Raw genomic sequence first — 23,186 nt, 5'->3', positions numbered from 1 at the left:
CGGCGGCACTTTCGCCGCCGGCCGATGGATTAAAGGTCGGGCAGGGCGGTTTTCCCTAAAACCCCACCGGCCACAGGAGACAGGCTATGAAGCAAGAGGTCATGAACCTTTTCGGCCAGCAGCCGGTGCAGCAGGCGTTCGACGCGATCAAGATTTCGATCGCCAGCCCTGAAAAGATTGCATCCTGGTCGTTCGGCGAGATCAAGAAGCCCGAGACGATCAACTATCGTACGTTCAAGCCCGAGCGCGACGGCCTGTTCTGCGCCCGCATCTTCGGGCCGATCAAGGACTACGAGTGCCTGTGCGGCAAGTACAAGCGCATGAAGTTCAAGGGCGTGATCTGCGAGAAATGCGGCGTCGAGGTGACGCTCGCCCGCGTCCGGCGCGAGCGCATGGGCCATATCGAGCTCGCCGCTCCCGTCGCGCATATCTGGTTCCTGAAGTCGCTGCCGTCGCGCATCGGCCTCCTGATGGACATGCCGCTCAAGGAGCTCGAGCGCATCCTCTATTTCGAGTCGTATGTGGTGCTCGAGCCGGGCCTGACCCCGCTCAAGGATCGCCAGCTGCTGACCGAAGAAGAGTACGTCCGCGCCCAGGAAGAGTACGGCGCCGACACTTTCACGGCGATGATCGGCGCGGAAGCGATCCGCGAGATGCTGCGCGCGCTCGATCTCGACCAGATCAACGCTGACCTGAAGCATGAGATCGCGACGACGACGTCGGAGCTCAAGCCGAAGAAGCTGATGAAGCGCCTCAAGATCATCGAGGCCTTCCAGGAGTCGGGCAACAAGCCGGAATGGATGGTGATGACCATCATCCCGGTGATCCCGCCCGATCTGCGTCCGCTCGTGCCGCTCGATGGCGGCCGTTTCGCGACCTCGGACCTGAACGACCTCTATCGCCGCGTCATCAACCGCAACAACCGCCTGAAGCGGCTGATCGAGCTGCGCGCGCCGGACATCATCATTCGCAACGAGAAGCGGATGCTGCAGGAATCGGTCGACGCCCTGTTCGACAACGGCCGCCGCGGCCGCGTCATCACCGGCGCCAACAAGCGCCCGTTGAAGTCGCTCGCCGACATGCTGAAGGGCAAGCAGGGCCGCTTCCGGCAGAACCTGCTCGGCAAGCGCGTCGACTATTCCGGTCGCTCGGTCATCGTGGTCGGCCCGGAGATGAAGCTGCACCAGTGCGGGCTGCCGAAGAAGATGGCGCTCGAGCTGTTCAAGCCGTTCATCTACGCCCGCCTCGATGCCAAGGGCTACTCGACCACGGTCAAGCAGGCCAAGAAGCTGGTCGAGAAGGAGAAGCCTGAGGTCTGGGACATCCTGGACGAGGTCATCCGCGAGCATCCGGTGCTGCTGAACCGCGCTCCGACGCTGCACCGCCTCGGCATCCAGGCCTTCGAGCCGGTGCTGATCGAGGGCAAGGCGATCCAGCTGCACCCGCTGGTCTGCGCCGCGTTCAACGCCGACTTCGACGGCGACCAGATGGCCGTGCACATCCCGCTGTCGCTCGAGGCGCAGCTGGAAGCGCGCGTCCTGATGATGTCGACCAACAACATCCTGCACCCGGCGAACGGCATGCCGATCATCGTGCCGTCGCAGGACATCGTGCTCGGCCTGTACTACCTCTCGATCATCTCGGATGGCGAGCCGGGCCAGGGCAAGGTCTTCGGCGATTTCGGCGAGCTCGAATACGCGCTGCACGAGAAGGTCGTGACGCTGCATTCGAAGATCAAATACCGCTGGACCGGCGTCGGCAAGGACGGCAAGCCCTACACCAAGATCTATGACACCACGCCCGGCCGTGTCATCCTTTCGACCGCGTTGCCGGAGCATCCGGCCATGTCCTTCGACGTCAGCAACCGCCTGATGACGAAGAAGGAAATCTCCGGGATGATCGACGCCGTCTATCGCGGCTGCGGTCAGAAGGAATCGGTGATCTTCTGCGACCGCGTCATGGGGCTTGGCTTCAAGCACGCCTTCAAGGCCGGCATCTCCTTCGGCAAGGACGACATGGTCGTGCCGGAGAACAAGTGGGAGATCGTCGACGCGACCCGCACGCTCGCCAAGGATTACGAGCAGCAGTACCAGGACGGCCTGATCACCCAGGGCGAGAAGTACAACAAGGTCGTCGACGCCTGGGCGAAGTGCTCCGACAAGCTCGCCCAGGAGATGATGGCCCGCATCTCGACCGTGAAAAAGGACGAGAACGGCCGCGATAAGCCGATCAACTCGATCTACATGATGAGCCATTCGGGCGCCCGTGGTTCGCCGGCGCAGATGAAGCAGCTCGCGGCGATGCGCGGCCTGATGGCCAAGCCGTCGGGCGAGATCATCGAGTCGCCGATCATCTCGAACTTCAAGGAAGGCCTCGACGTTCTCGAGTACTTCAACTCGACCCACGGCGCCCGCAAGGGCCTCGCCGACACCGCGCTCAAGACGGCGAATTCGGGTTATCTCACCCGCCGTCTCGTCGACGTGGCGCAGGACGCGATCATCTCCGAGGTCGATTGCGGCTCCGACAACGGCATCAAGATGCGCGCCATCATCGATGCCGGCCAGGTCGTGGCTTCGCTCGGCATGCGCATCCTGGGCCGTTCGGCAGCCGTGGAGGTTACCGACCTCGAGGGTAACGTCCTGGTCGCCAAGGGCGCGGTGATCGAAGAGAGCCACATCGCCAAGATCAACGCTGCCGGCGTCCAGGAGGTGAAGATCCGCTCGGTCTTGACCTGCGAGACCAAGAACGGCGTCTGCGCGACCTGCTATGGGCGCGATCTTGCCCGCGGCACGCCCGTCAATATGGGCGAGGCCGTCGGCGTCATCGCCGCGCAGTCGATCGGCGAGCCGGGCACGCAGCTCACCATGCGTACCTTCCACATCGGCGGCGCCGCGACGATCGCCGACCAGTCCTTCGTCGAGTCGAACTTCGAGGGCACGGTCAAGATCCGCAACCGCAATGCGGCGCGCAACTCGGACGGCGACCTGATCGCGATGGCGCGCAATCTCGCCATCGTCATCACCGGCCCCGACGGTGCCGAGCGCGCGGTTCACCGCGTCCAGTTCGGCTCGAAGCTGCGTGTCGACGACGGCGACAAGGTCAAGCGCGGCCAGCGCCTGATCGAGTGGGATCCCTATTCCCGCCCGATCCTGGCGGAGGTCGACGGCAAGGTCGGCTACGAGGACCTGGTCGACGGCATGTCGATCACGGAAACGACCGACGAGGCGACCGGGATCAGCAAGCGCGTCGTCATCGACTGGCGCGGTTCGGCCCGTACCTCGGACCTCAAGCCGGCGCTCACCGTGCACGGGCCGGATGGCAAGATCGCCAAGCTCGCGCGCGGCGGTGACGCCCGCTACATCCTGCCTGTCGACGGCATCATCTCGATGGAGCCTGGCTCGTCGGTGAAGGCCGGCGACGTGCTGGCGCGTGTCTCGACCGACTCGGCCAAGACCCGCGACATCACCGGCGGTCTGCCGCGCGTCGCCGAACTCTTCGAGGCGCGTCGTCCGAAGGATGCGGCGATCATCGCCGAGAAGGCCGGCGTCATCGGCTTCGGACGCGACTACAAGAACAAGCGTCGCGTCACGCTGACTCCGCATGACGGCACGGATGGCGTCGAGTACCTGATCCCGAAGGGCAAGCACATCCACCTGCAGGATGGCGACGTCGTCGAGATCGGGGACTACATCCTCGATGGCAACCCGGCACCGCACGACATCCTGGCGATCAAGGGCGTCGAGGAGCTGGCAGCTTATCTGGTCAACGAGATCCAGGAGGTCTATCGCCTCCAGGGCGTGACCATCAACGACAAGCACATCGAGGTCATCGTCCGGCAGATGCTGCAGAAGGTCGAGATCACCGAATCCGGCGATAGCGACATTCTCACTGGCGACCAGATCGACCGGATCGAGCTCGAGGAGGTCAACTCCAAGCTGCGCGAGGAGGGCAAGAAGCCGGCTTCCGGCGTTCCGGTCCTGCTCGGCATCACCAAGGCCTCGCTGCAGACCCGCTCGTTCATCTCGGCCGCCTCCTTCCAGGAGACGACCCGCGTCCTCACCGAGGCTGCGGTCAACGGCAAGATGGACATGCTGGAAGGCCTCAAGGAGAACGTCATCGTCGGTTCGCTGATTCCGGCCGGCACTGGCGCGCAGGTTGCCCGCATCAAGCAGGTGGCGACGCGCCGCGACGACCTCATCGTCGGCCAGAAGGCGGATGCGGCGGCCAAGGCCGCGGCTGCTGCCGCGGCAGCTCTGCCCGCCGCCGAATAGAGCCCGTTCCGATCAGCTTGCCCCGCAAGCTGATCGGAAAAACGGTCTCTAAACTCAAAGTGAGAGACGGATTCACCGGTCAGACCGATTCAGTCTGACCGGATCTGGCTCCAGGACCGGCAAGTTCTACTGGCTTTGTGGAACGGCCGCCTTCGGGCGGCCGTTTTCGTTTTAGCTCCCTTGACCTTTTCCAAGACAGGCGGCCTAAGCTTACCTTGCGAAATCTGTCGGGGGGCAGCGATGCGCCAGCGCGCCGCTCGTCGGTCGGTCGGAAGCGACCGAACGACGAGCGGCATGCTGAGACACCATGCGGGGGCGTGGTCGGCGGAGGAGTTTCTCGTCCTGCGGACCAGGCCTGGGTGCGGCCGGGATCATGGACGAGCAGTTTCTCGACAGTCTTTACGAAGCGGCAGTGGTGCCGGAACTGTGGCCGCAGGTGCTGCGCCGCTTCCAGGAGATCGCGCGCGGCGCCGGCGCGGTGCTGGTTGCGGTAACGCCAACCTCCAACCGCTGGATTTCGTCCTCGGCAGAGTTCGATCAGCTCGTCGCGACGCACTTCAACCGTTTCCCCGGCAATGAGCGCACCCGTCGCCTGATTGAATGCCGCCATGCCGGTTTCCTGCGCGACATCGACATCCTCTCCGAGGCCGAGATGGCGGACGAGCCGGTCTACCGTGATTTCCTGCTGCCGCAGGGGTTCGGCATCGGTGTTGCGACCTTGGTCGCTTCGCCGACCGGAGAAGCCTTCATCCTGCATGCCGAGCGCGAGCGCGAGGAGGGCCATGTCGAGGGTGACCTGATCGCTCGCTTTGATAGAATGCGGCCCCATCTCGCCCGTGCCATGCTGCTTTCGGCCCGGCTCGAATTCGAGCGGGTGCGGGGGGCCGCCCAGGCGCTCGAGGCGATCGGCCTGCCGGCGGCGGTGCTCGATCGCAATGGCCGCGCGCTTGCGCTCAATCCCAGCTTCGAGGCGTTGGTGCCGGCGGTGGCGGTCGACCGTCCGTCGCGGCTCGGGCTCGTCGATATAGCGGCAGACGGCCTGCTCGCCTCAGCCTTGCAGGCGACGGGCCGGGCAGCCAGTGTCACGGTGCGTTCGATCCCGGTGGCGCGCCGTGAGAATCAACCGCCGTTGATCCTGCACCTGACGCCGATTCGCGGTGCCGCCCACGACATCTTCTCGCGCGCGGCGAGCATCCTGGTGGTGACGCCGGTGGTGGTGAAGGACGTGCCGACCGCCGATGTCGTCCAGGGCCTGTTCGACCTGACGCCGGCCGAGGCCAGGCTCGCCGCGCTGATTGCAGCGGGGCACCGCCCACGCGAGGCGGCGGCAGCGCTGGGCATCATGGAGGAAACCGCGCGCTCGACCTTGAAGCGGGTGATGGCCAAGACCGGGCTGCATCGCCAGGCTGACCTGATCGGGCTGTTGCGCGGGGCGGGGGTCGCGGCAGGCGCGGCCGATTGAGCGGTATCTGAATGCTCGCCGCGAGATTGCGTTAACTCCCGGCAAATCCGGGGTTGACGCGAATCTCCGACTGAGTCATAAGCGCGCCACTATCGACGGCTGTCGGACACGTTTGTCGCTTGCCTTTGTTGCGAGCGAGGTTCGCGACCGAAACTCCGTCGGAATTCCAGCGTCTAACGACGACATGGCAGGACGCATGAACGCGGGTTCCGTGTTCCTCTGCATCGCGAACGCGCCTGAGGCCCCGGAAATGGGCGCCGATGGCGCGGCTTCGTTTGGTCATGGCCTCGCAAGGCGCCGGAATGAACATCGAATTCATCTAGCGCTCAAGGGAGCGAGAGGCCTTAAATGCCGACAATCAGCCAGCTGATCCGCAAGCCCCGTTCGCCAGTCAAGGCGCGTAACACCGCTCCGGCGCTCGAGAATTGCCCGCAGAAGCGCGGCGTCTGCACGCGTGTCTACACGACGACCCCGAAGAAGCCGAACTCGGCGCTCCGCAAGGTCGCCAAGGTGCGCCTGACCAACGGCTTCGAAGTGATCGGCTACATTCCGGGCGAAGGCCACAACCTTCAAGAGCACTCGGTCGTCATGATCCGCGGCGGCCGCGTCAAGGACCTTCCCGGCGTGCGCTACCACATCCTGCGCGGCGTGCTCGACACGCAGGGCGTCAAGAACCGCAAGCAGCGCCGTTCGAAGTACGGCGCCAAGCGTCCGAAGTAATTTTCCTGCCCGATTGGCGGGGCAAGATGCCCCAGCCGGTTCGCAGCTTTTGAGATTTGACCGGAGACTAGACGATGTCCCGCCGCCACAGTGCCGAAAAGCGCGAGATCATCCCGGACGCCAAGTTCGGCGACGTGATCGTGACCAAGTTCATGAACTCGGTCATGTACGAGGGCAAGAAGTCGACTGCCGAAGGCATCGTCTACGGCGCCTTCGACATCATCGAGAGCAAGCTGAAGGGCGACCCGCTCGCCGTCTTCAAGACCGCGCTCGAGAACGTCGCCCCGGCGATCGAGGTTCGTTCCCGCCGCGTCGGTGGCGCGACCTATCAGGTTCCTGTCGAGGTTCGCACCGAGCGCCGTCAGGCTCTCGCGATCCGCTGGCTGATCGCCGCCGCCCGTGGCCGCAACGACCGCACCATGGTCGAGCGCCTCTCGGCTGAGCTGATGGACGCCGCGAACAACCGTGGCAACGCCGTCAAGAAGCGCGAAGACACGCACCGGATGGCGGAAGCCAACCGCGCCTTCTCGCACTACCGCTGGTAATTCGGCGTCACGGACCCGGAAAGACAGAGCATTCCAATGCCTCGTTCTCATCCCATCGATCGCTATCGTAACTTCGGCATCATGGCCCACATTGATGCGGGCAAGACGACGACGACCGAGCGTATCCTGTTCTATACTGGCAAGAGCCATAAGATCGGCGAAGTCCATGACGGCGCCGCCACCATGGACTGGATGACGCAGGAGCAGGAGCGTGGCATCACGATCACCTCCGCCGCGACGACCTGCCTGTGGCGCGATCATCGCCTGAACATCATCGACACCCCCCGGCCACGTCGACTTCACCATCGAGGTCGAGCGTTCGCTGCGCGTGCTCGATGGCGCCGTCTGCGTGCTCGACGGCAACCAGGGTGTCGAGCCTCAGACCGAGACCGTTTGGCGCCAGGCCGACAAGTACGACGTTCCGCGCGTCGTGTTCGTCAACAAGATGGACAAGATCGGCGCCGATTTCTATCGCTGCGTCCAGGACATCATCGACCGCGTCGCCGGCAAGCCCGTCTGCCTGCAGATACCGATCGGTTCGGAGTCGAACTTCGCCGGCGTCATCGACCTTATCAAGATGAAGGCGATCGTCTGGAACGGCGAGGCGCTCGGCGCCACCTTCGACGAGAAGGAAATCCCGGCCGATCTCGCCGACAAGGCCGCCGAATACCGTCACAAGCTGCTCGAAGCCGCCGTCGAAATGGACGATGCGGCGATGGAAGCCTATCTCGAAGGCAACGAGCCGGACGCCGAAACCCTGCGCCGCCTGGTGCGGACCGCCGTGCAGCGCCGCGCCTTCCACCCGGTGCTCTGCGGCTCGGCCTTCAAGAACAAGGGCGTGCAGCCGCTGCTCGACGCCGTCGTCGAGTTCCTGCCGTCGCCGGTCGATCGCGGCGACATCAAGGGCATCGACTTCAAGACCGAGGAAGAGACCGTTCGTCACCCGACGGACGAGGATCCCTTCTCCATGCTCGCCTTCAAGATCATGGACGACCCCTTCGTCGGTACCATCACCTTCTGCCGCGTCTATTCGGGCAAGGTCGAGACCAGCCAGGGCGTCATCAACTCGACGCGCGACAAGAAAGAGCGCGTCGGCCGCATGCTGCTGATGCACGCGAACAACCGCGAGGACATCAAGGAGGCTTTCGCCGGCGACATCGTCGCCCTGGCCGGCCTCAAGGACGTCCGCACCGGCGACACGCTGTGCGACCCGGTCAATGCGGTGATCCTCGAGCGCATGGAATTCCCCGAGCCGGTCATCACGATCGCGATCGAGCCGAAGTCCAAGGCCGACCAGGAGAAGCTGGGCCTGGCCCTGTCGAAGCTCGCGAACGAGGATCCGTCCTTCCGCGTCTCGACCGACCAGGAGAGCGGCCAGACCATCCTCAAGGGGATGGGCGAGCTGCACCTCGACATCAAGGTCGACATCCTGCGCCGGACCTACAAAGTCGACGCCAATATCGGCGCGCCTCAGGTTGCCTATCGCGAGACGCTGACCAAGAAGGCCGAGATCGACTACACCCACAAGAAGCAGACCGGCGGTACGGGCCAGTTCGCCCGCGTCAAGCTCATCATCGAGCCGAACGAGACAGGCAAGGGCTTCGAGTTCGAGTCGAAGGTCGTCGGCGGTTCGGTGCCGAAGGAGTATATCCCCGGCGTCGAGAAGGGCCTCAACTCGGTCATCGGTTCGGGCGTGCTCGCCGGCTTCCCGGTCGTCGACGTCAAGGTCACGCTGATCGACGGTGCCTTCCACGAGGTCGACTCGTCGGCTCTCGCCTTCGAGATCGCCTCCCGCGCTGCTCTGCGCGAGGGTCTGCAGAAGGGCGGCTCAGTGCTGCTCGAGCCGATCATGAAGGTCGAGGTGGTGACACCTGAAGACTACACCGGCTCGGTCATCGGAGACCTGAACTCCCGGCGCGGCCAGATCCAGGGCCAGGACATGCGCGGCAACGCCGTCGTCGTCAACGCGATGGTGCCGCTGGCCAACATGTTCGGCTATGTGAACCAGCTGCGTTCGTTCAGCCAGGGTCGCGCTAACTACACGATGCAGTTCGATCACTACGAGCAGGTGCCGTCCGCGGTCGCTGCCGAGGTCCAGGCCAAATACGCCTGATCGCACAACGCATTAAACGGAACACTTGAGAAGATCTGACGGAGGCTGACATGGCCAAAGAGAAGTTTGCTCGGACGAAGCCGCACTGCAACATTGGTACGATTGGTCACGTCGACCATGGCAAGACGTCGTTGACGGCTGCGATCACGAAGGTTCTGGCGGAGTCGGGTGGCGCGTCGTTCACGGCGTATGACCAGATCGACAAGGCGCCGGAAGAGAAGGCGCGCGGCATCACGATCTCGACGGCGCATGTCGAGTACGAGACGGCGGCCCGCCACTATGCGCATGTCGACTGCCCCGGCCACGCCGACTATGTGAAGAACATGATCACCGGCGCGGCGCAGATGGACGGCGCGATCCTGGTTGTGTCGGCGGCCGACGGCCCGATGCCGCAGACCCGCGAGCACATCCTGCTGGCGCGCCAGGTCGGCGTTCCCGCGCTGGTGGTGTTCATGAACAAGGTCGATCTCGTCGACGATGCCGAGCTGCTCGAGCTGGTCGAGATGGAGATCCGCGAGCTTCTGTCGAAGTACGACTTCCCGGGCGACGACATCCCGATCACCAAGGGCTCGGCCAAGGCGGCGCTCGACGGCGTCACCCCGGCGATCGGCCATGACGCGGTGATCGCGCTGATGAAGACGGTCGACGACTACATCCCGCAGCCGGCGCGTCCGCTGGACCTGCCGTTCCTGATGCCGGTCGAGGACGTGTTCTCGATCTCGGGCCGTGGCACGGTGGTGACCGGCCGCGTCGAGCGCGGCATCGTCAAGGTCGGCGAGGAAATCGAGATCGTCGGCCTGAAGGACACGGTGAAGACGACCGTCACCGGCGTCGAGATGTTCCGCAAGCTGCTCGACCAGGGCCAGGCTGGCGACAACATCGGGGCGCTGCTGCGCGGCACCAAGCGCGAGGACGTCGAGCGCGGGCAGATCCTGTGCAAGCCGGGCTCGGTCAAGCCGCACACCAAGTTCAAGGCCGAGGCCTACATCCTGACCAAGGAGGAGGGCGGTCGCCACACCCCGTTCTTCACCAACTACCGCCCGCAGTTCTACTTCCGCACGACGGACGTGACCGGCGTGGTGCACCTGCCCGAGGGCACCGAGATGGTGATGCCTGGTGACAACATCACCATGGAAGTGCACCTGATCGTGCCGATCGCGATGGAAGAGAAGCTGCGCTTCGCCATCCGCGAGGGCGGACGCACCGTCGGCGCCGGCGTCGTCGCTTCGATCATCGCGTAACGGCTGATCTGAGGGCGGAAGCCCTTCGGGGCTTTCGTCTTTTCACGTACGGAGATAACACGACCATGAACGGTCAGAATATCCGGATCCGCCTCAAGGCGTTCGACCATCGCATCCTCGATGCGTCGACGCGCGAGATCGTCTCGACGGCGAAGCGCACCGGCGCTCAGGTTCGCGGCCCGATTCCGCTGCCGACGCTGATTGAGAAGTTCACCGTCAACCGCTCGCCGCACATCGACAAGAAGTCGCGCGAGCAGTTCGAGATGCGGACCCACAAGCGGGTTCTCGATATCGTCGATCCGACACCCCAGACGGTCGACGCCCTCATGAAGCTTGACCTCGCCGCCGGCGTCGACGTCGAAATCAAGCTCTGATCCATCATCGGGTCCTCTGTTTCCGGGTTTCCCGGATGGACATGACCCCAAGGGAAGGTATGCACCGATGCGTTCCGGTGTGATTGCACAGAAAGTCGGGATGACCCGCATCTTCACCGATGCCGGCGAGCATATCCCGGTCACCGTGCTGAAGCTCGACAACTGCCAGGTCGTCGCGCATCGCACGATCGAGAAGAACGGCTATGTCGCCGTGCAGCTCGGGTCGGGCTTGGCCAAGGTCAAGAACGTCTCGAAGGCGCAGCGCGGCCACTTCGCCGTCGCCAAGGTCGAGCCGAAGCAGAAGATCGTCGAGTTCCGCGTCAGCGATGACGCGCTGATCCCGGTCGGCGCAGAGCTCACCGCCGATCACTTCGTCGTCGGCCAGTTCGTCGACGTCTCCGGCACGACCACCGGCAAGGGCTTCGCCGGCGGCATGAAGCGCTGGAACTTCCGCGGTCTGCGCGCCACTCACGGCGTCTCGGTCTCGCATCGTTCGATCGGTTCGACCGGTGGCCGTCAGGACCCGGGCAAGACCTTCAAGAACAAGAAGATGCCGGGCCATCTCGGTGTCGAGCGCGTCACCACGCAGAACCTGCGCGTCGTCCAGACGGACGCCGAGCGCGGCCTGATCCTGGTCGAGGGCGCCGTCCCCGGCGTCGCCGGTGGCTGGATCCATGTCCGCGACGCGGTCAAGCGCTCCCTGCCGAAGGACGCCCCTCTGCCGGGCAAGTTCAAGGTCTCCGGCGAGGGCAAGGCCGACATTGTCGAGGCTCCTGCGGCGCAGGCTGAGGAGAACGTGTGATGAAACTCGATATCGTCACTCTTGACGGCGGCAAGGCCGGTTCGGTCGAGCTTTCGGACGCGATCTTCGGCCTCGAGCCGCGCGCCGACTTGCTCGCCCGCATGGTGCGCTACCAGCTCGCCAAGCGCCGCGCCGGCACGCACAAGACCAAGGGCCGTTCGGAAGTCGACCGCACCCGCAAGAAGATCTACAAGCAGAAGGGTACCGGCGGCGCTCGTCACGGTGCAGCTTCGGCTCCGCAGTTCCGCGGCGGCGGCAAGGCCTTCGGTCCGGTCGTGCGTGACCACGCCCATGACCTGCCCAAGAAGGTCAAGGCGCTGGCGCTGCGCCATGCGCTTTCGGCCAAGGCCAAGGACGCGGGTCTGATCATCATCGACGACGTCAAGCTCGCCGAGCCGAAGACCAAGGTGCTTCTGGGTCATTTCGGCAAGCTCGACCTGTCGAGCGCGCTGGTGATCGGCGGCGCCGAGATCGATGTGAACTTCGGCCTGGCGGCGCGTTCGATCCCGAACGTCGACGTGCTGCCGATCCAGGGCATCAACGTCTATGACATCCTGCGTCGCGACAAGCTCGTGCTGACGCGCTCGGCTGTCGATGCGCTGGAGGCGCGCTTCAAATGAGCCAGTCCAAGAATCTGGATCCGCGCCACTACGACGTCATCCGTGGCCCGGTGATCACCGAGAAGGCGACCATGCTCTCCGAGCACAACAAGGTCGTCTTCAAGGTCGCGAAGACCGCGACCAAGCCGCAGATCAAGGCGGCGATCGAGAAGTTGTTCGATGTCAAGGTGAAGAGCGTCAACACGCTCGTCACCGAGGGCAAGGTCAAGGTCTTCCGGGGGCGGCTCGGCCAGCGCTCGGACGTCAAGAAGGCCGTCGTGACCCTCGAAGAGGGCCACTCGATCGACGTGACCACTGGCCTCTGAGGGAAGGATCGTCATCATGGCTTTGAAGAGTTTCAAGCCGATCACGCCGAGCCTTCGCCAGCTCGTGATCGTCGACCGCAGCGAGCTCTATAAGGGCAAGCCGGTCAAGGCGCTGACCGAGGGCAAGTCGTCCTCGGGCGGCCGCAACAATCTCGGTCGCATCACCGTCCGCTTCCGCGGCGGTGGCCACAAGCGCACCCTGCGCCTGATCGATTTCAAGCGCCGCGGCAAGGCCGGCGTGCCGGCGACCGTGGAGCGGATCGAATATGATCCGAACCGCTCCGCCTTCATCGCGCTGATCAAGTATCAGGACGGCGAGCTGGCCTACATCCTGGCGCCGCAGCGCCTGGCCGTCGGCGACAGCGTCGTCGCCGGCGACAGTGTCGACGTGAAGCCCGGCAACGCCGCCCCGATGGGTTCGCTGCCGATCGGCACGATCGTCCACAATGTCGAGCTCAAGATCGGCAAGGGTGGGGCGCTGGCACGTTCGGCGGGCAACTACGCCCAGATCGTCGGCCGCGACCAGGGTTATGTCATTGTCCGCCTGAACTCGGGCGAGCAGCGCCTGATCAGCGGCCTGTGCTACGCCACCGTGGGCGCGGTCTCGAACCCCGACCACATGAACCGGAATGACGGCAAGGCCGGGCGCTCGCGCTGGCTGGGTCGTCGTCCGCATAACCGTGGTGTCTCGATGAACCCGGTCGACCATCCGCACGGCGGCGGCGAAGGCCGCACTTCGGGCGGCCGTCATCCGGTCACGCCCTGGGGTCTGCCGACCAAGGGCAAGAAGACTCGCTCGAACAAGCGGACCGATACGTTCATCGTGTCGAGCCGTCACGCCCGCAAGAAGAAGAACTGAGGTCCGTCATGGCGCGTTCGCTTTGGAAAGGTCCGTTTGTCGACGGATACCTCCTGAAGAAGGCCGAGGTCGCCCGTTCGGCGAGCCGGTCTGAAGTCATCAAGATCTGGAGCCGCCGCTCCACGATCCTGCCGCAGTTCGTCGGTCTGACGTTCGGCGTCTACAACGGCCACAAGCATGTGCCGGTGAACGTCTCCGAGGAAATGGTGGGCCACAAGTTCGGCGAGTTCTCGCCGACGCGCACCTTCCCCGGCCACGCGGCCGACAAGAAGGCGAAGAGGAAGTAAGCCATGGGTAAGCCCTCCGCCCCCGTGCGCTGCCCGAGAACGAGGCCAAGGCGGTCGCGCGCAACCTGCGCGTTTCCCCGCAGAAGCTGAACCTTCTCGCCCAGCTCATCCGCGGCAAGAAGGTCTCGACCGCGCTCTCCGACCTCGAGTTTTCGCGCAAGCGGATCTCGACCGATGTGCGCAAGTGCCTGCAGAGCGCGATCGCCAACGCCGAGAACAACCATGATCTCGACGTCGACGACCTCGTCGTGTCCCAGGCTTTCGTCGGCAAGGCGCTCGTCATGAAGCGCTTCCATGCCCGCGCCCGCGGCCGTGGCGCCCGCATCATGAAGCCCTTCGCCAACATCACGATCGTGGTGCGCGAAGTTCAGGCGGCGAAGGCCTGAGGAGAGAACGATGGGTCAGAAAATCAATCCGATCGGCCTTCGTCTCGGCATCAACCGGACCTGGGATTCGCGCTGGTTCGCCCAGAAGGGCGAGTACGGCAAGCTGCTTCATGAGGACATGGCGATCCGCGCCGCCCTGATGAAGCTGCTGAAGCAGGCCGCCGTCTCGAAGATCATCATCGAGCGTCCGCACAAGAAGTGCCGCGTCACCATCCACTCGGCTCGTCCGGGCGTGGTGATCGGCAAGAAGGGTGCCGACATCGAGAAGCTGCGCAAGGCCGTGTCGAAGCTGACGTCAGCCGACGTCACCATCAACATCCTCGAGGTGCGCAAGCCGGAGATCGACGCGACCCTGGTCGCCGATTCGATCGCCCAGCAGCTCGAGCGCCGCGTCGCTTTCCGCCGCGCCATGAAGCGCGCCGTTCAGTCAGCGATGCGTCTGGGTGCCGAGGGCATCCGCATCAACTGCGCGGGCCGTCTTGGTGGCGCTGAAATCGCGCGCCTCGAATGGTATCGCGAAGGCCGGGTGCCGCTGCACACGCTGCGCGCCGACGTCGACTACGGCGTCGCTACTGCCTTCACGACCTATGGCACGTGCGGGATCAAGGTCTGGATCTTCAAGGGCGAGATCCTCGAACACGACCCGATGGCCCAGGACAAGCGCCTCTCGGACGAGGGCGGCCGCTCGGGTGGTGAGCGTCGCGAACGTCGCGAGCAGGCTGCGTAAGGCTGATCGAGAAGAGCCATGCTGCAACCAAAGCGCACTAAGTTCCGTAAGCAGTTCAAGGGACGCATTTCCGGCGTCGCCAAGGGCGGTACGGATCTCAACTTCGGCCAGTTCGGCCTGAAGGCCCAGGAGCCGGAGCGCGTGACGGCCCGCCAGATCGAGGCGGCCCGTCGTGCCATCACCCGCGCCATGAAGCGCGCGGGCCGGGTCTGGATCCGCATCTTCCCGGACGTGCCGGTTTCCAAGAAGCCGACCGAAGTCCGCATGGGTAAGGGCAAGGGATCGCCCGAGTTCTGGGCGGCCAAGGTCAAGCCGGGCCGGATCATGTTCGAGCTCGACGGCGTGCCGGAGGATATCGCCCGCGAGGCGCTCCGTCTCGGTGCCGCCAAGCTGCCGATCAAGACCCGTTTCATCCAACGCATCGCCGAGTAAGGAGGGCGACATGAAAGCTACGCAACGCCTGTCCGACATCAAGGTGATGAGCACGGACCAGCTCCAGGACGAGCTTCTCAAGCTCAAGAAGGAGCAGTTCAACCTGCGTTTCCAGCGCGCGACCGGCCAGCTCGAGAATACCGCTCGGGTCACCGAAGTGCGCAAGGATATCGCCCGCATCAAGACACTGCAGCGGTCCAAGACCGCGGCAGTGAGCGCCTGAGGAGTAGGACAATGCCGAAGCGCGTGCTGCAGGGCGTCGTCGTCAGCGACAAGCAGAACAAAACTGTTGTGGTTAAGGTCGAGCGGCGCTATACGCACCCGCTCCTCAAGAAGACGGTGCGCCGTTCGAAGAACTATCACGCCCATGACGAGGCGGGGTCGTTCAAGGTCGGTGACTCGGTTTGGATCGAGGAGTCGAAGCCCATTTCCAAGCTGAAAAGCTGGGTTGTGCTCGACAACGCTCCCAAGGCGTAAGTCAATCATTGAGGCCAGGGGGCGAAGCGACCCCCGTCAGTCGTAGTCCGGGCTCAGGCACTCACGCCTTTGTCCGGAAACCGCGCTGATACACAGATGGAAGGATCAAGGCCATGATCCAGGTGCAGACCAATCTCGAGGTCGCCGACAATTCCGGTGCCCGCCGCGTGATGTGCATCAAGGTTCTCGGCGGCTCGAAGCGGCGCTATGCCCGCATCGGCGACATCATTGTGGTTTCCATCAAGGAAGCCATCCCGCGCGGCCGCGTGAAGAAGGGCGACGTCATGAAGGCGATCGTCGTGCGCACCGCAAAGGACATCAAGCGCGCCGATGGTTCGGTGATTCGCTTCGACCGCAATGCGGCCGTGCTGATCAACAACCAGAAGGAGCCTGTGGGCACCCGTATCTTCGGACCGGTTCCGCGCGAGCTGCGCGCCAAGAACCACATGAAGATCATTTCGCTCGCTCCCGAGGTGTTGTGATGGCTGCGAAAATCAAAAAAGGCGACAAGGTCGTCGTGCTCGCCGGCCGTGACAAGGGCAAGAACGGCGAAGTGCTCCAGGTCCTGCCGAAGGACGCCCGTGCCGTGGTGCGTGGCGTAAACCTGGTCAAGAAGCACACCAAGGCGACTGCCCAGTCCGAGGGCGGCATCATCAGCAAGGAGGCCACGATCGACTTGTCGAACCTGGCCGTCGCCGATCCGAAGGACGGCAAGCCGACCCGCGTCGGCTTCAAGGTGCTCGATGATGGCCGCAAGGTCCGTTTCGCCAAGCGTTCGGGGGATCTGATCGATGGCTGAGAATCAGCAGGCGGCTCTCTCGCCGCGTATGAAGAAGCATTACGAGGACGTCGTCCGTCCCGCGATGATCGCCGAGTTCGGCTACAAGAACGTCATGGAAGTGCCGACCCTTGAGAAGGTCGTCATCAACATGGGCGTTGGCGAAGCGACTGCCGACCGCAAGAAGGTCGACAACGCCGCTGGCGACCTCGCCATGATCGCCGGTCAGAAGCCGGTCATCACCAAGTCCCGCCTCGCCATCGCCGGCTTCAAGCTGCGTGAGAACATGGCGGTCGGCTGCAAGGTCACGCTGCGCAAGACCAAGATGTTCGAGTTCGTCGATCGGCTCGTCACCATCGCCTTGCCGCGTGTGCGCGACTTCCGTGGTCTCAACCCGAAGTCGTTCGACGGGCGCGGCAATTTCGCGCTCGGGATCAAGGAGCACATCGTGTTTCCTGAGATCAACTACGACAAGGTCGACCAGGTCTGGGGTATGGACGTGATCGTCTGCACGACCGCCAAGTCGGATGACGAGGCCCGTGCCCTGCTCAAGCACTTCAACTTCCCGTTCCGGCAGTGAGCCTTCGGGCTCATACGCGGAAACCAGGAGATATCGATGGCTAAGAAAAGCTCCGTCGAGAACAACAATCGCCGCAAGGCGCTCGTGAAGAAATTCGCGGGCCGTCGTGCGCGTCTTCTCGCGATCGCTAATGACGAAACCCAGTCCATGGACGAGCGTTTCCTCGCTCGCCTGAAGCTGGCCGAACTGCCGCGCAATTCTGCCGGCATCCGCGTGCGCAACCGCTGCGAAGTCACCGGCCGCCCGCGCGCTTTCTATCGCAAGTTGAAGATGTCGCGCGTTGCTCTGCGCGAGCTCGGCAACAAGGGGCTGGTTCCCGGCCTCGTCAAGTCGAGCTGGTGAGGAGGTAGCATCATGGCGATCATCGATCCGCTTGGCGATATGCTGACCCGTATTCGCAATGCACAGATGCGGCGCAAGTCGCGTGTCTCGACCCCGGGCTCGAAGCTGCGCGCCCGCGTTCTGGACGTGCTGCAGTCGGAAGGCTACATCCGCGGCTATTCGACCACTGAGTTCGGCAACGGCCGTACCGAGTTCGACATCGAGCTGAAATACCACGAGGGACAGCCGGTCATCCGGTCGATCTCGCGCGTGTCGAAGCCCGGCCGTCGCGTCTACTCCTCGGTCGAGACCATGCCGCGCGTGGCCGACGGCCTCGGCGTCACCATCGTCTCCACGCCCAAGGGCGTGATGTCCGATCATCTTGCCCGCGAGCAGAACGTGGGTGGCGAAGTGCTCTGCAAGGTCTTCTGACCTTCAGGCCGCTGCTCAGGAGAGATTCAATGTCTCGTATCGGTAAGAAACCTGTTTCGGTCCCGGCTGGCGTCACCGCCGACGTCTCGGGCCAGCTGGTCAAGATCAAGGGCTCGAAGGGCGAACTGTCCTTCGAGGTTCCCGTCGAGGTTTCGGTCGCACTGGAGAACGGCGCCATCGCCGTCCAGCCGCGCTCGCAGACCAAACGCGCCCGCGCGCTTTGGGGCACCTCGCGTGCTCGCATCAACAACCTGGTCGTCGGCACGACGGCCGGCTTCGAGAAGAAGCTCGAGATCAACGGCGTCGGCTACAAGGCCGCTGTCAACGGCAAGATCCTCAAGCTCTCGCTCGGCTACAGCCACGACATCGACTACGAAATCCCGACCGGGGTGACGATCACGACGCCGAAGCCGACGGAAATCGTCGTCGTCGGCATCGACAAGCAGGTCGTCGGCCAGACTGCCGCGGAAATCCGCGACTATCGCGGACCCGAACCCTACAAGGGCAAGGGCGTCAAGTACGCCGGCGAGTTCATCTTCCGCAAGGAAGGGAAGAAGAAGTAAGGACGCCAGCCATGAGCAAGCAGACAGAAAACACTGCGCGCCGCCGGGCTCGTGTCCGCCGCGCGATCAAGGCAGTCGCCAATGGCCGCGCCCGCCTGTCGGTGCATCGCACCGGCAAGCAGATCTATGCGCAGGTCATCGACGATACGAAGGGGCTGACGCTCGCTTCGGCCTCGTCGCTCGACAAGGCCATCCGCGCCGACATCAAGTCTGGCGCGAATGTCGAGGCCGCGGCCACGATCGGCAAGATCCTTGCCGAGCGCGCCATCAAGGCCGGCGTCAAGGAGGTCGTGTTCGACCGTGGCGCCTATATGTACCATGGCCGCGTCAAGGCGCTGGCGGAAGCGGCTCGCGAAGGCGGGCTGAGCTTCTGATTGGTTGAAGACCGCGGGATGCGGGAGGCCTTACCGGCTTCCCGCATATCGCATTTGGAAAGTCGCTCCATTCCGGAGCGCTCGAGCGAGCGGCGGGCCATGATCGGCACTGTCCGCGCAAGTAAGAGGAAGACATGGCGAGAGAATCTCGTGACCGTCAGGTTCGCGAAGAGCGCGATTCTGAATTTGTGGACCGCCTGGTCCACATCAACCGCGTCGCCAAGGTGGTGAAGGGCGGCCGTCGCTTCGGCTTCGCTGCCCTCGTCGTCGTCGGCGACCAGAAGGGCCGCGTCGGCTTCGGCCATGGCAAGGCCCGCGAAGTGCCCGAGGCGATCCGCAAGGCGACGGAAGCCGCCAAGCGCGGCCTCGTCCGCATCCCGCTGCGCGAAGGCCGCACCCTGCATCATGACGTCCAGGGCCGTCATGGCGCCGGCAAGGTCATCCTGCGCGCTGCGCCTGCCGGTACCGGCATCATCGCCGGCGGCCCGATGCGCGCCGTCTTCGAGGCGGTCGGCATGCAGGACGTCGTGTCGAAGTCGCTCGGCTCGTCGAACCCCTACAACCTCGTGCGCGCCACCTTCGACGCGTTGAAGAACGAGGATAGCCCGCGCGGCGTCGCCGCGCGCCGCTCGCTCAAGGTCTCGGCCCTGCAGACGCGTCGTCGCGATGCCGGCACCGATGCCGCGGCCGAAGTGTGAGGGTGGCATCATGGCAAAGGCTAAGAGCACCACCGTCGTCGTCGAGCAGATCGGTAGCCCGATCCGCCGCGAGGCTTCGCAGCGCCAGACCCTGATCGGTCTCGGCCTCAACAAACTCCGCCGGCAGTCGACCCTGGTCGATACGCCGGCCGTACGGGGCATGATCGACAAGGTCAGGCATCTCGTACGCGTCGTCGACGGCAAGTGAGGGGATCGTCTGATGAAACTCACAGAGATCCGTGACAACGAAGGCGCGACCAAGTCGCGCATGCGTGTCGGCCGTGGCATCGGCTCCGGCAAGGGCAAGACCGCTGGACGCGGCGTCAAGGGCCAGAAGGCTCGCGCCGGCGTGGCGGTCAAGGGCTTCGAAGGCGGCCAGATGCCGCTCTATCGGCGCCTGCCGAAGCGCGGCTTCCACAACCTGTTCTCCAAGGATCTGAACGAGGTCAACCTCGGGCGCATCCAGCAGGCGATCGAAGCCGGCAAGCTCGACGCCAAGGGCGCGGTGACGATCGAGGCGCTGGTCGCCGCCGGCGTCATCACCCGGCAGGCCAAGGACGGCGTCAAGATCCTCGGCGTCGGCGAGCTCAAGACCAAGCTCGCCTTCGAGGTCTATGGCGCGTCGAAGTCGGCGGTCGAGGCGATCGAAAAGGCGGGCGGCACTGTGAAGATCCTGGCGGCTGCCGCTTCACAGGCGTGATTTCCGCGCTTACATGACTTGCGCGAACGGCGGCCGGGCCAGAAGCCTTGGCCGCCGTTCGACTGTCTGACCATTACCCAAGGACCGGACGCATGGCATCGGCGGCTGAACAGCTTGCTTCAAACCTGAACTTCAGCGCCTTCGCCAAGGCGGACGAGCTGAAGAAGCGGATCTGGTTCACGCTTGGGGCGCTGATCGTCTACCGACTCGGCACCTATATCCCGCTGCCCGGCATGAACCCGGAGGCGGTCGCCGACCTGTTCAAGCAGAGCCAGACGGGCGTGCTCGGCCTGTTCAACATGTTCTCGGGCGGCGCGGTCGGCCGGCTCGCGATCTTCGCGCTGGCGATCATGCCGTATATTTCGGCCTCGATCATCGTCCAGCTTCTCTCCAGCGTCGTGCCGACCTTCGAGGCGTTGAAGAAGGAAGGCGAGGCGGGCCGCAAGATCCTCAACCAGTACACGCGCTATCTGACGCTGGTTCTGGCGCTGTTCCAGGCCTGGGGCATTGGCGTCGGCTTGCAGGGCTCGGGCAATCTGGTGCTGGAGCCGGGGCCGTTCTTCCTGGTCTCGACCACGATCACCCTGGTCGGCGGCACCATGTTCCTGCTCTGGCTCGGCGAGCAGATCACCAGCCGCGGCATCGGCAACGGCACCTCGATGATCATCTTCGCGGGCATCATCGCCGAGTTCCCGGCGCAGCTGGCACAGACGCTTGAGCTCGGCCGCCAGGGCGCGGTCTCGACCGGCCTGCTGCTGCTGGTGCTGATCATGGCGGTCTGCGTCATCGCCTTCGTCGTATTCGTCGAGCGGGCCCAGCGACGCCTGCTGATCAACTATCCCAAGCGCCAGGTCGGCAACCGCATGTATGAGGGCCAGACCTCGTTCCTGCCGCTGAAGCTCAACACCGCCGGCGTGATCCCGCCGATCTTCGCCTCGTCGCTGCTGCTGCTGCCGACGACGATCGCGAGCTTCAGCCAGGCCTCGGGCGGCACCGGCATCCTGTCGACGCTCGCGACCTACCTCGCGCATGGCCGGCCGCTGTTCATGTTCCTTTATGCGGCGCTGATCATCTTCTTCTGCTTCTTCTACACCGCGATCGTGTTCAACCCGGTCGAGACGGCGGACAACCTCAAGAAGCATGGCGGCTTCATGCCCGGCATCCGCCCGGGCGAGCGCACCGCCGAACATATCGACCGGGTGCTGACCCGCATCACCGTGCTCGGCGCCGCCTATTTGACTATCGTCTGCTTGATCCCCGAGTTCATGATCACCTATGCCCAGATTCCGATCATCCTGCTCGGCGGCACCTCGCTGCTGATCGTGGTGACGACGACGATGGACACCGTGGCTCAAGTCCACGGCCATCTCCTGGCCCATCAGTATGAGGGCCTGGTCAAGAAGGCGAAGTTGAGGGGGGCAAGGCGCTGATGAGGCTGATTTTCCTGGGGCCGCCGGGGGCGGGGAAGGGCACTCAGGCGACACGGATCGTCGCGAAACACGGCATTCCGCAACTTTCGACCGGCGACATGTTGCGCGCGGCGGTAGCCGCCGGCACCCCGGTCGGCCTCAAGGCGAAGGCGGTGATGGATGCCGGCGGGCTGGTCTCGGACGAGATCGTCATCGGCATCGTCGCCGACCGCATCGAAGAAGCCGATGCGAAGAACGGCTTCATTCTCGATGGCTTCCCGCGCACCTTGGCGCAGGCCGAGGCGCTCGACGCTATGCTCGCTGAGAAGGGGCTGAAGCTCGACAAGGTGCTCGAGCTGAAGGTCGACCAGAGCAAGCTCGTCGACCGGATCGTGCGCCGCGCCGAGGAGGCCAAGGCCGCCGGCCAGCCGGTGCGCAAGGACGATGACCCGGAGGTCTTCAAGACCCGGCTCGATGCTTATAATCGCGACACCGCGATCGTCGCACCCTATTACGACAAGCGCGGCCAGCTCACGCCGATCGACGGCATGCAGCCGATCGACCGGGTCACTGGGGCGATCGAGCAGGCGCTCGCGGGCTGAAGCCCCTGTGTTGATTTGAGTTCGGACGCCGCGCGGTTCTCGCCGCGCGGCTTTTTCTTGCGGCGGAGCAGGCACATGGCCGACGGCAACGACGACTACGTCTATGACGAGGCGACCGGCGAATGGCGCCCGGCCACGGAGATGGCGGCTGCGGCTGCAACGGTACTCAAGCCCGAGGTTCGCGATGCAGCAGGCAATATCCTTGCCGATGGCGACTCGGTCGCTCTCGTCAAGGACCTCAAGGTCAAGGGCGCCAACCAGACCCTGAAGCAGGGCACGGTGATCCGGTCGATCCGGCTGACGGACAACCCCGAAGAGATCGACTGTCGCTTCGAGGGCATCAAGGGCCTGGTCCTGCGCACTGAGTTCGTGCGGAAGCGCTGAGGCGACACGGAAGCCGAGATCGAAGCCCTCAACCCAGCCAGTTCTCTATCGCGAGCCCGTCGACGCGTGCGAACTCGTTTACGTTAGCTGTGACCATGACGCAGCCGAGCGCCAGAGCCTGCGCGGCGATGAGCATGTCGTTGCCGCCGATGGGCTGGCCCTTGGCTTCGAGGGCCGTACGCAGATCAGCGTAAGCGCGAGAGGCTGCTTCGTCGAAAGGAATGGTCTCGATCTCGAAGAGCAGGGCCTCGATGGTCGCCGACAGGCGCGCCGAGCCGGCTTTCCGGCAGCCATAGCGCAACTCGGCTGCGACGATCGCGCTCGTCAGGACCTGGCGGTCACCGACCTCCGCGATCTGTTTCGCGACGCGTCCCTGTGGCTGCCGGACCAGATCGGAAATGATGTTGGTGTCGAGCAGGTAGCGCGTCAAAGGCCGCGCTCCGGTGCCGGCGGAGGATCGGCGATCTCCGGGAAAGCCTCGTCGAGCGGTTCCAGCCCGGCGAGCAGGGCGGTCAATCCCCGCTTCGCGAGCGGCTCGATGACGAGGCGGTCGCCGTCGCGGCGCATCAGCGCCTCGTCGCCGGGAAGCTCGAACTCCACAGGAATGCGAACCGCCTGATTGCGGCCGTTGCGGAACAGCCTGACATGCCGGATCTCGTTCATTGGTATTCCTCCAGCGTTGTCGGCATAGGTCTAAGCATATGCCGTGGCTGCATCGGCCGCA

30 protein-coding genes and 2 pseudogenes are annotated in these 23,186 nt (G+C 64.4%); 30 read left to right on the top strand and 2 right to left on the bottom strand.

Features of this window, described 5'->3' with window-relative positions; translation table 11 throughout:
- The first annotated feature begins 86 nt into the window (after positions 1-86).
- From rpoC to QO058_RS03530, 30 genes and pseudogenes are all read left to right on the top strand, one after another.
- The gene (gene rpoC / locus QO058_RS03675; protein ID WP_284170393.1) at positions 87-4,271 is read left to right on the top strand and encodes a DNA-directed RNA polymerase subunit beta'; all 4,185 of its coding nucleotides are present in this window, start codon (positions 87-89) and stop codon (positions 4,269-4,271) included.
- A gap of 373 nt (positions 4,272-4,644) precedes the next feature.
- A complete protein-coding gene (locus tag QO058_RS03670; RefSeq protein ID WP_284170392.1) occupies positions 4,645-5,733 on the top strand; it encodes a helix-turn-helix transcriptional regulator in 1,089 nt (362 codons plus the stop codon).
- 348 nt (positions 5,734-6,081) lie between these two features.
- Positions 6,082-6,453: a 30S ribosomal protein S12 gene (gene rpsL, locus QO058_RS03665; RefSeq protein WP_057189964.1), complete on the top strand. Its 372-nt coding sequence runs from the start codon at positions 6,082-6,084 to the stop codon at positions 6,451-6,453.
- A 74-nt stretch (positions 6,454-6,527) separates the two neighbouring features.
- Positions 6,528-6,998 (top strand): 30S ribosomal protein S7, encoded by a 471-nt coding sequence (gene rpsG / locus QO058_RS03660; protein WP_284170391.1) that lies wholly within the window; start codon positions 6,528-6,530, stop codon positions 6,996-6,998.
- 36 nt (positions 6,999-7,034) lie between these two features.
- Positions 7,035-9,111, top strand: a pseudogene (gene fusA / locus QO058_RS03655) (elongation factor G).
- Between the two features lie 50 nt (positions 9,112-9,161).
- On the top strand, positions 9,162-10,352 hold the full coding sequence (gene tuf, locus QO058_RS03650; protein ID WP_284170389.1) for an elongation factor Tu: 1,191 nt from the start codon (positions 9,162-9,164) through the stop codon (positions 10,350-10,352).
- Positions 10,353-10,417: 65 nt separating this feature from the next.
- Complete coding sequence (rpsJ, locus tag QO058_RS03645; RefSeq protein ID WP_043237115.1) at positions 10,418-10,726, top strand: 30S ribosomal protein S10; 309 nt, start codon at positions 10,418-10,420, stop codon at positions 10,724-10,726.
- Between the two features lie 67 nt (positions 10,727-10,793).
- Entirely contained in the window at positions 10,794-11,528 is a 735-nt protein-coding gene (rplC, locus tag QO058_RS03640; protein ID WP_284170381.1) for a 50S ribosomal protein L3, read from the top strand.
- Positions 11,528-12,148, top strand: a complete 621-nt coding sequence (gene rplD, locus QO058_RS03635; RefSeq protein WP_110489251.1) for a 50S ribosomal protein L4 — start codon at positions 11,528-11,530, stop codon at positions 12,146-12,148. The genes rplC and rplD overlap by 1 nt, the downstream gene beginning before the upstream one ends.
- Positions 12,145-12,453 carry a 50S ribosomal protein L23 gene (locus QO058_RS03630; RefSeq protein ID WP_114827649.1) on the top strand — a complete coding sequence of 103 codons (309 nt, stop codon included), beginning with the start codon at positions 12,145-12,147 and terminating at the stop codon, positions 12,451-12,453. The genes rplD and QO058_RS03630 overlap by 4 nt, the downstream gene beginning before the upstream one ends.
- Positions 12,454-12,469: 16 nt before the next feature.
- Entirely contained in the window at positions 12,470-13,312 is an 843-nt protein-coding gene (gene rplB / locus QO058_RS03625) for a 50S ribosomal protein L2 (RefSeq protein ID WP_110489253.1), read from the top strand.
- 8 nt (positions 13,313-13,320) lie between these two features.
- Entirely contained in the window at positions 13,321-13,599 is a 279-nt protein-coding gene (gene rpsS / locus QO058_RS03620; protein WP_091842265.1) for a 30S ribosomal protein S19, read from the top strand.
- 3 nt (positions 13,600-13,602) lie between these two features.
- Positions 13,603-13,985: pseudogene (gene rplV / locus QO058_RS03615) on the top strand (50S ribosomal protein L22).
- Between the two features lie 10 nt (positions 13,986-13,995).
- Positions 13,996-14,712, top strand: a complete 717-nt coding sequence (gene rpsC, locus QO058_RS03610; RefSeq protein WP_284170376.1) for a 30S ribosomal protein S3 — start codon at positions 13,996-13,998, stop codon at positions 14,710-14,712.
- Positions 14,713-14,730: 18 nt separating this feature from the next.
- Positions 14,731-15,144: a 50S ribosomal protein L16 gene (gene rplP, locus QO058_RS03605; protein WP_057193262.1), complete on the top strand. Its 414-nt coding sequence runs from the start codon at positions 14,731-14,733 to the stop codon at positions 15,142-15,144.
- A gap of 10 nt (positions 15,145-15,154) precedes the next feature.
- On the top strand, positions 15,155-15,367 hold the full coding sequence (gene rpmC, locus QO058_RS03600) for a 50S ribosomal protein L29 (protein WP_284170374.1): 213 nt from the start codon (positions 15,155-15,157) through the stop codon (positions 15,365-15,367).
- Between the two features lie 11 nt (positions 15,368-15,378).
- On the top strand, positions 15,379-15,621 hold the full coding sequence (gene rpsQ, locus QO058_RS03595; RefSeq protein WP_091842255.1) for a 30S ribosomal protein S17: 243 nt from the start codon (positions 15,379-15,381) through the stop codon (positions 15,619-15,621).
- 113 nt (positions 15,622-15,734) lie between these two features.
- A complete protein-coding gene (gene rplN / locus QO058_RS03590; RefSeq protein ID WP_091842252.1) occupies positions 15,735-16,103 on the top strand; it encodes a 50S ribosomal protein L14 in 369 nt (122 codons plus the stop codon).
- The gene (gene rplX / locus QO058_RS03585; protein WP_057193254.1) at positions 16,103-16,420 is read left to right on the top strand and encodes a 50S ribosomal protein L24; all 318 of its coding nucleotides are present in this window, start codon (positions 16,103-16,105) and stop codon (positions 16,418-16,420) included. Before rplN ends, rplX begins: the two co-directional genes overlap by 1 nt.
- Entirely contained in the window at positions 16,413-16,979 is a 567-nt protein-coding gene (gene rplE, locus QO058_RS03580; protein WP_110489256.1) for a 50S ribosomal protein L5, read from the top strand. The genes rplX and rplE overlap by 8 nt, the downstream gene beginning before the upstream one ends.
- Before the next feature lie 36 nt (positions 16,980-17,015).
- Positions 17,016-17,321: a 30S ribosomal protein S14 gene (rpsN, locus tag QO058_RS03575; protein WP_284170369.1), complete on the top strand. Its 306-nt coding sequence runs from the start codon at positions 17,016-17,018 to the stop codon at positions 17,319-17,321.
- Positions 17,322-17,333: 12 nt separating this feature from the next.
- The gene (rpsH, locus tag QO058_RS03570; RefSeq protein ID WP_284170367.1) at positions 17,334-17,732 is read left to right on the top strand and encodes a 30S ribosomal protein S8; all 399 of its coding nucleotides are present in this window, start codon (positions 17,334-17,336) and stop codon (positions 17,730-17,732) included.
- A 29-nt stretch (positions 17,733-17,761) separates the two neighbouring features.
- Positions 17,762-18,295 carry a 50S ribosomal protein L6 gene (rplF, locus tag QO058_RS03565; RefSeq protein WP_284170365.1) on the top strand — a complete coding sequence of 178 codons (534 nt, stop codon included), beginning with the start codon at positions 17,762-17,764 and terminating at the stop codon, positions 18,293-18,295.
- Between the two features lie 11 nt (positions 18,296-18,306).
- Positions 18,307-18,669 carry a 50S ribosomal protein L18 gene (gene rplR, locus QO058_RS03560; RefSeq protein WP_284170364.1) on the top strand — a complete coding sequence of 121 codons (363 nt, stop codon included), beginning with the start codon at positions 18,307-18,309 and terminating at the stop codon, positions 18,667-18,669.
- A 134-nt stretch (positions 18,670-18,803) separates the two neighbouring features.
- Positions 18,804-19,367, top strand: coding sequence for a 30S ribosomal protein S5 (gene rpsE / locus QO058_RS03555; RefSeq protein WP_284170363.1), 564 nt, complete (start codon positions 18,804-18,806; stop codon positions 19,365-19,367).
- 10 nt (positions 19,368-19,377) lie between these two features.
- A complete protein-coding gene (rpmD, locus tag QO058_RS03550; protein ID WP_057193241.1) occupies positions 19,378-19,575 on the top strand; it encodes a 50S ribosomal protein L30 in 198 nt (65 codons plus the stop codon).
- Positions 19,576-19,587: 12 nt separating this feature from the next.
- Positions 19,588-20,067 (top strand): 50S ribosomal protein L15, encoded by a 480-nt coding sequence (gene rplO, locus QO058_RS03545; protein ID WP_284170361.1) that lies wholly within the window; start codon positions 19,588-19,590, stop codon positions 20,065-20,067.
- Between the two features lie 92 nt (positions 20,068-20,159).
- Complete coding sequence (secY, locus tag QO058_RS03540) at positions 20,160-21,497, top strand: preprotein translocase subunit SecY (RefSeq protein ID WP_284170360.1); 1,338 nt, start codon at positions 20,160-20,162, stop codon at positions 21,495-21,497.
- Entirely contained in the window at positions 21,497-22,078 is a 582-nt protein-coding gene (locus tag QO058_RS03535; RefSeq protein WP_129155110.1) for an adenylate kinase, read from the top strand. The genes secY and QO058_RS03535 overlap by 1 nt, the downstream gene beginning before the upstream one ends.
- A 75-nt stretch (positions 22,079-22,153) precedes the next feature.
- Positions 22,154-22,462: an alkylphosphonate utilization protein gene (locus QO058_RS03530; RefSeq protein WP_284170357.1), complete on the top strand. Its 309-nt coding sequence runs from the start codon at positions 22,154-22,156 to the stop codon at positions 22,460-22,462.
- Between the two features lie 28 nt (positions 22,463-22,490).
- On the opposite strand, the gene QO058_RS03525 is transcribed toward QO058_RS03530, so the two are convergent.
- A complete protein-coding gene (locus tag QO058_RS03525; protein WP_284170355.1) occupies positions 22,491-22,892 on the bottom strand; it encodes a type II toxin-antitoxin system VapC family toxin in 402 nt (133 codons plus the stop codon).
- On the bottom strand, positions 22,889-23,125 hold the full coding sequence (locus tag QO058_RS03520; RefSeq protein WP_284170354.1) for an antitoxin: 237 nt from the start codon (positions 23,123-23,125) through the stop codon (positions 22,889-22,891). Before QO058_RS03520 ends, QO058_RS03525 begins: the two co-directional genes overlap by 4 nt.
- Between the last annotated feature and the right edge of the window lie 61 nt (positions 23,126-23,186).

It is taken from the genome of Bosea vestrisii (assembly GCF_030144325.1).
GTDB classification, from domain to species: Bacteria; Pseudomonadota; Alphaproteobacteria; order Rhizobiales; family Beijerinckiaceae; genus Allobosea; species Allobosea vestrisii_A.
This window is presented reverse-complemented; position numbering and strand designations above follow the sequence as displayed.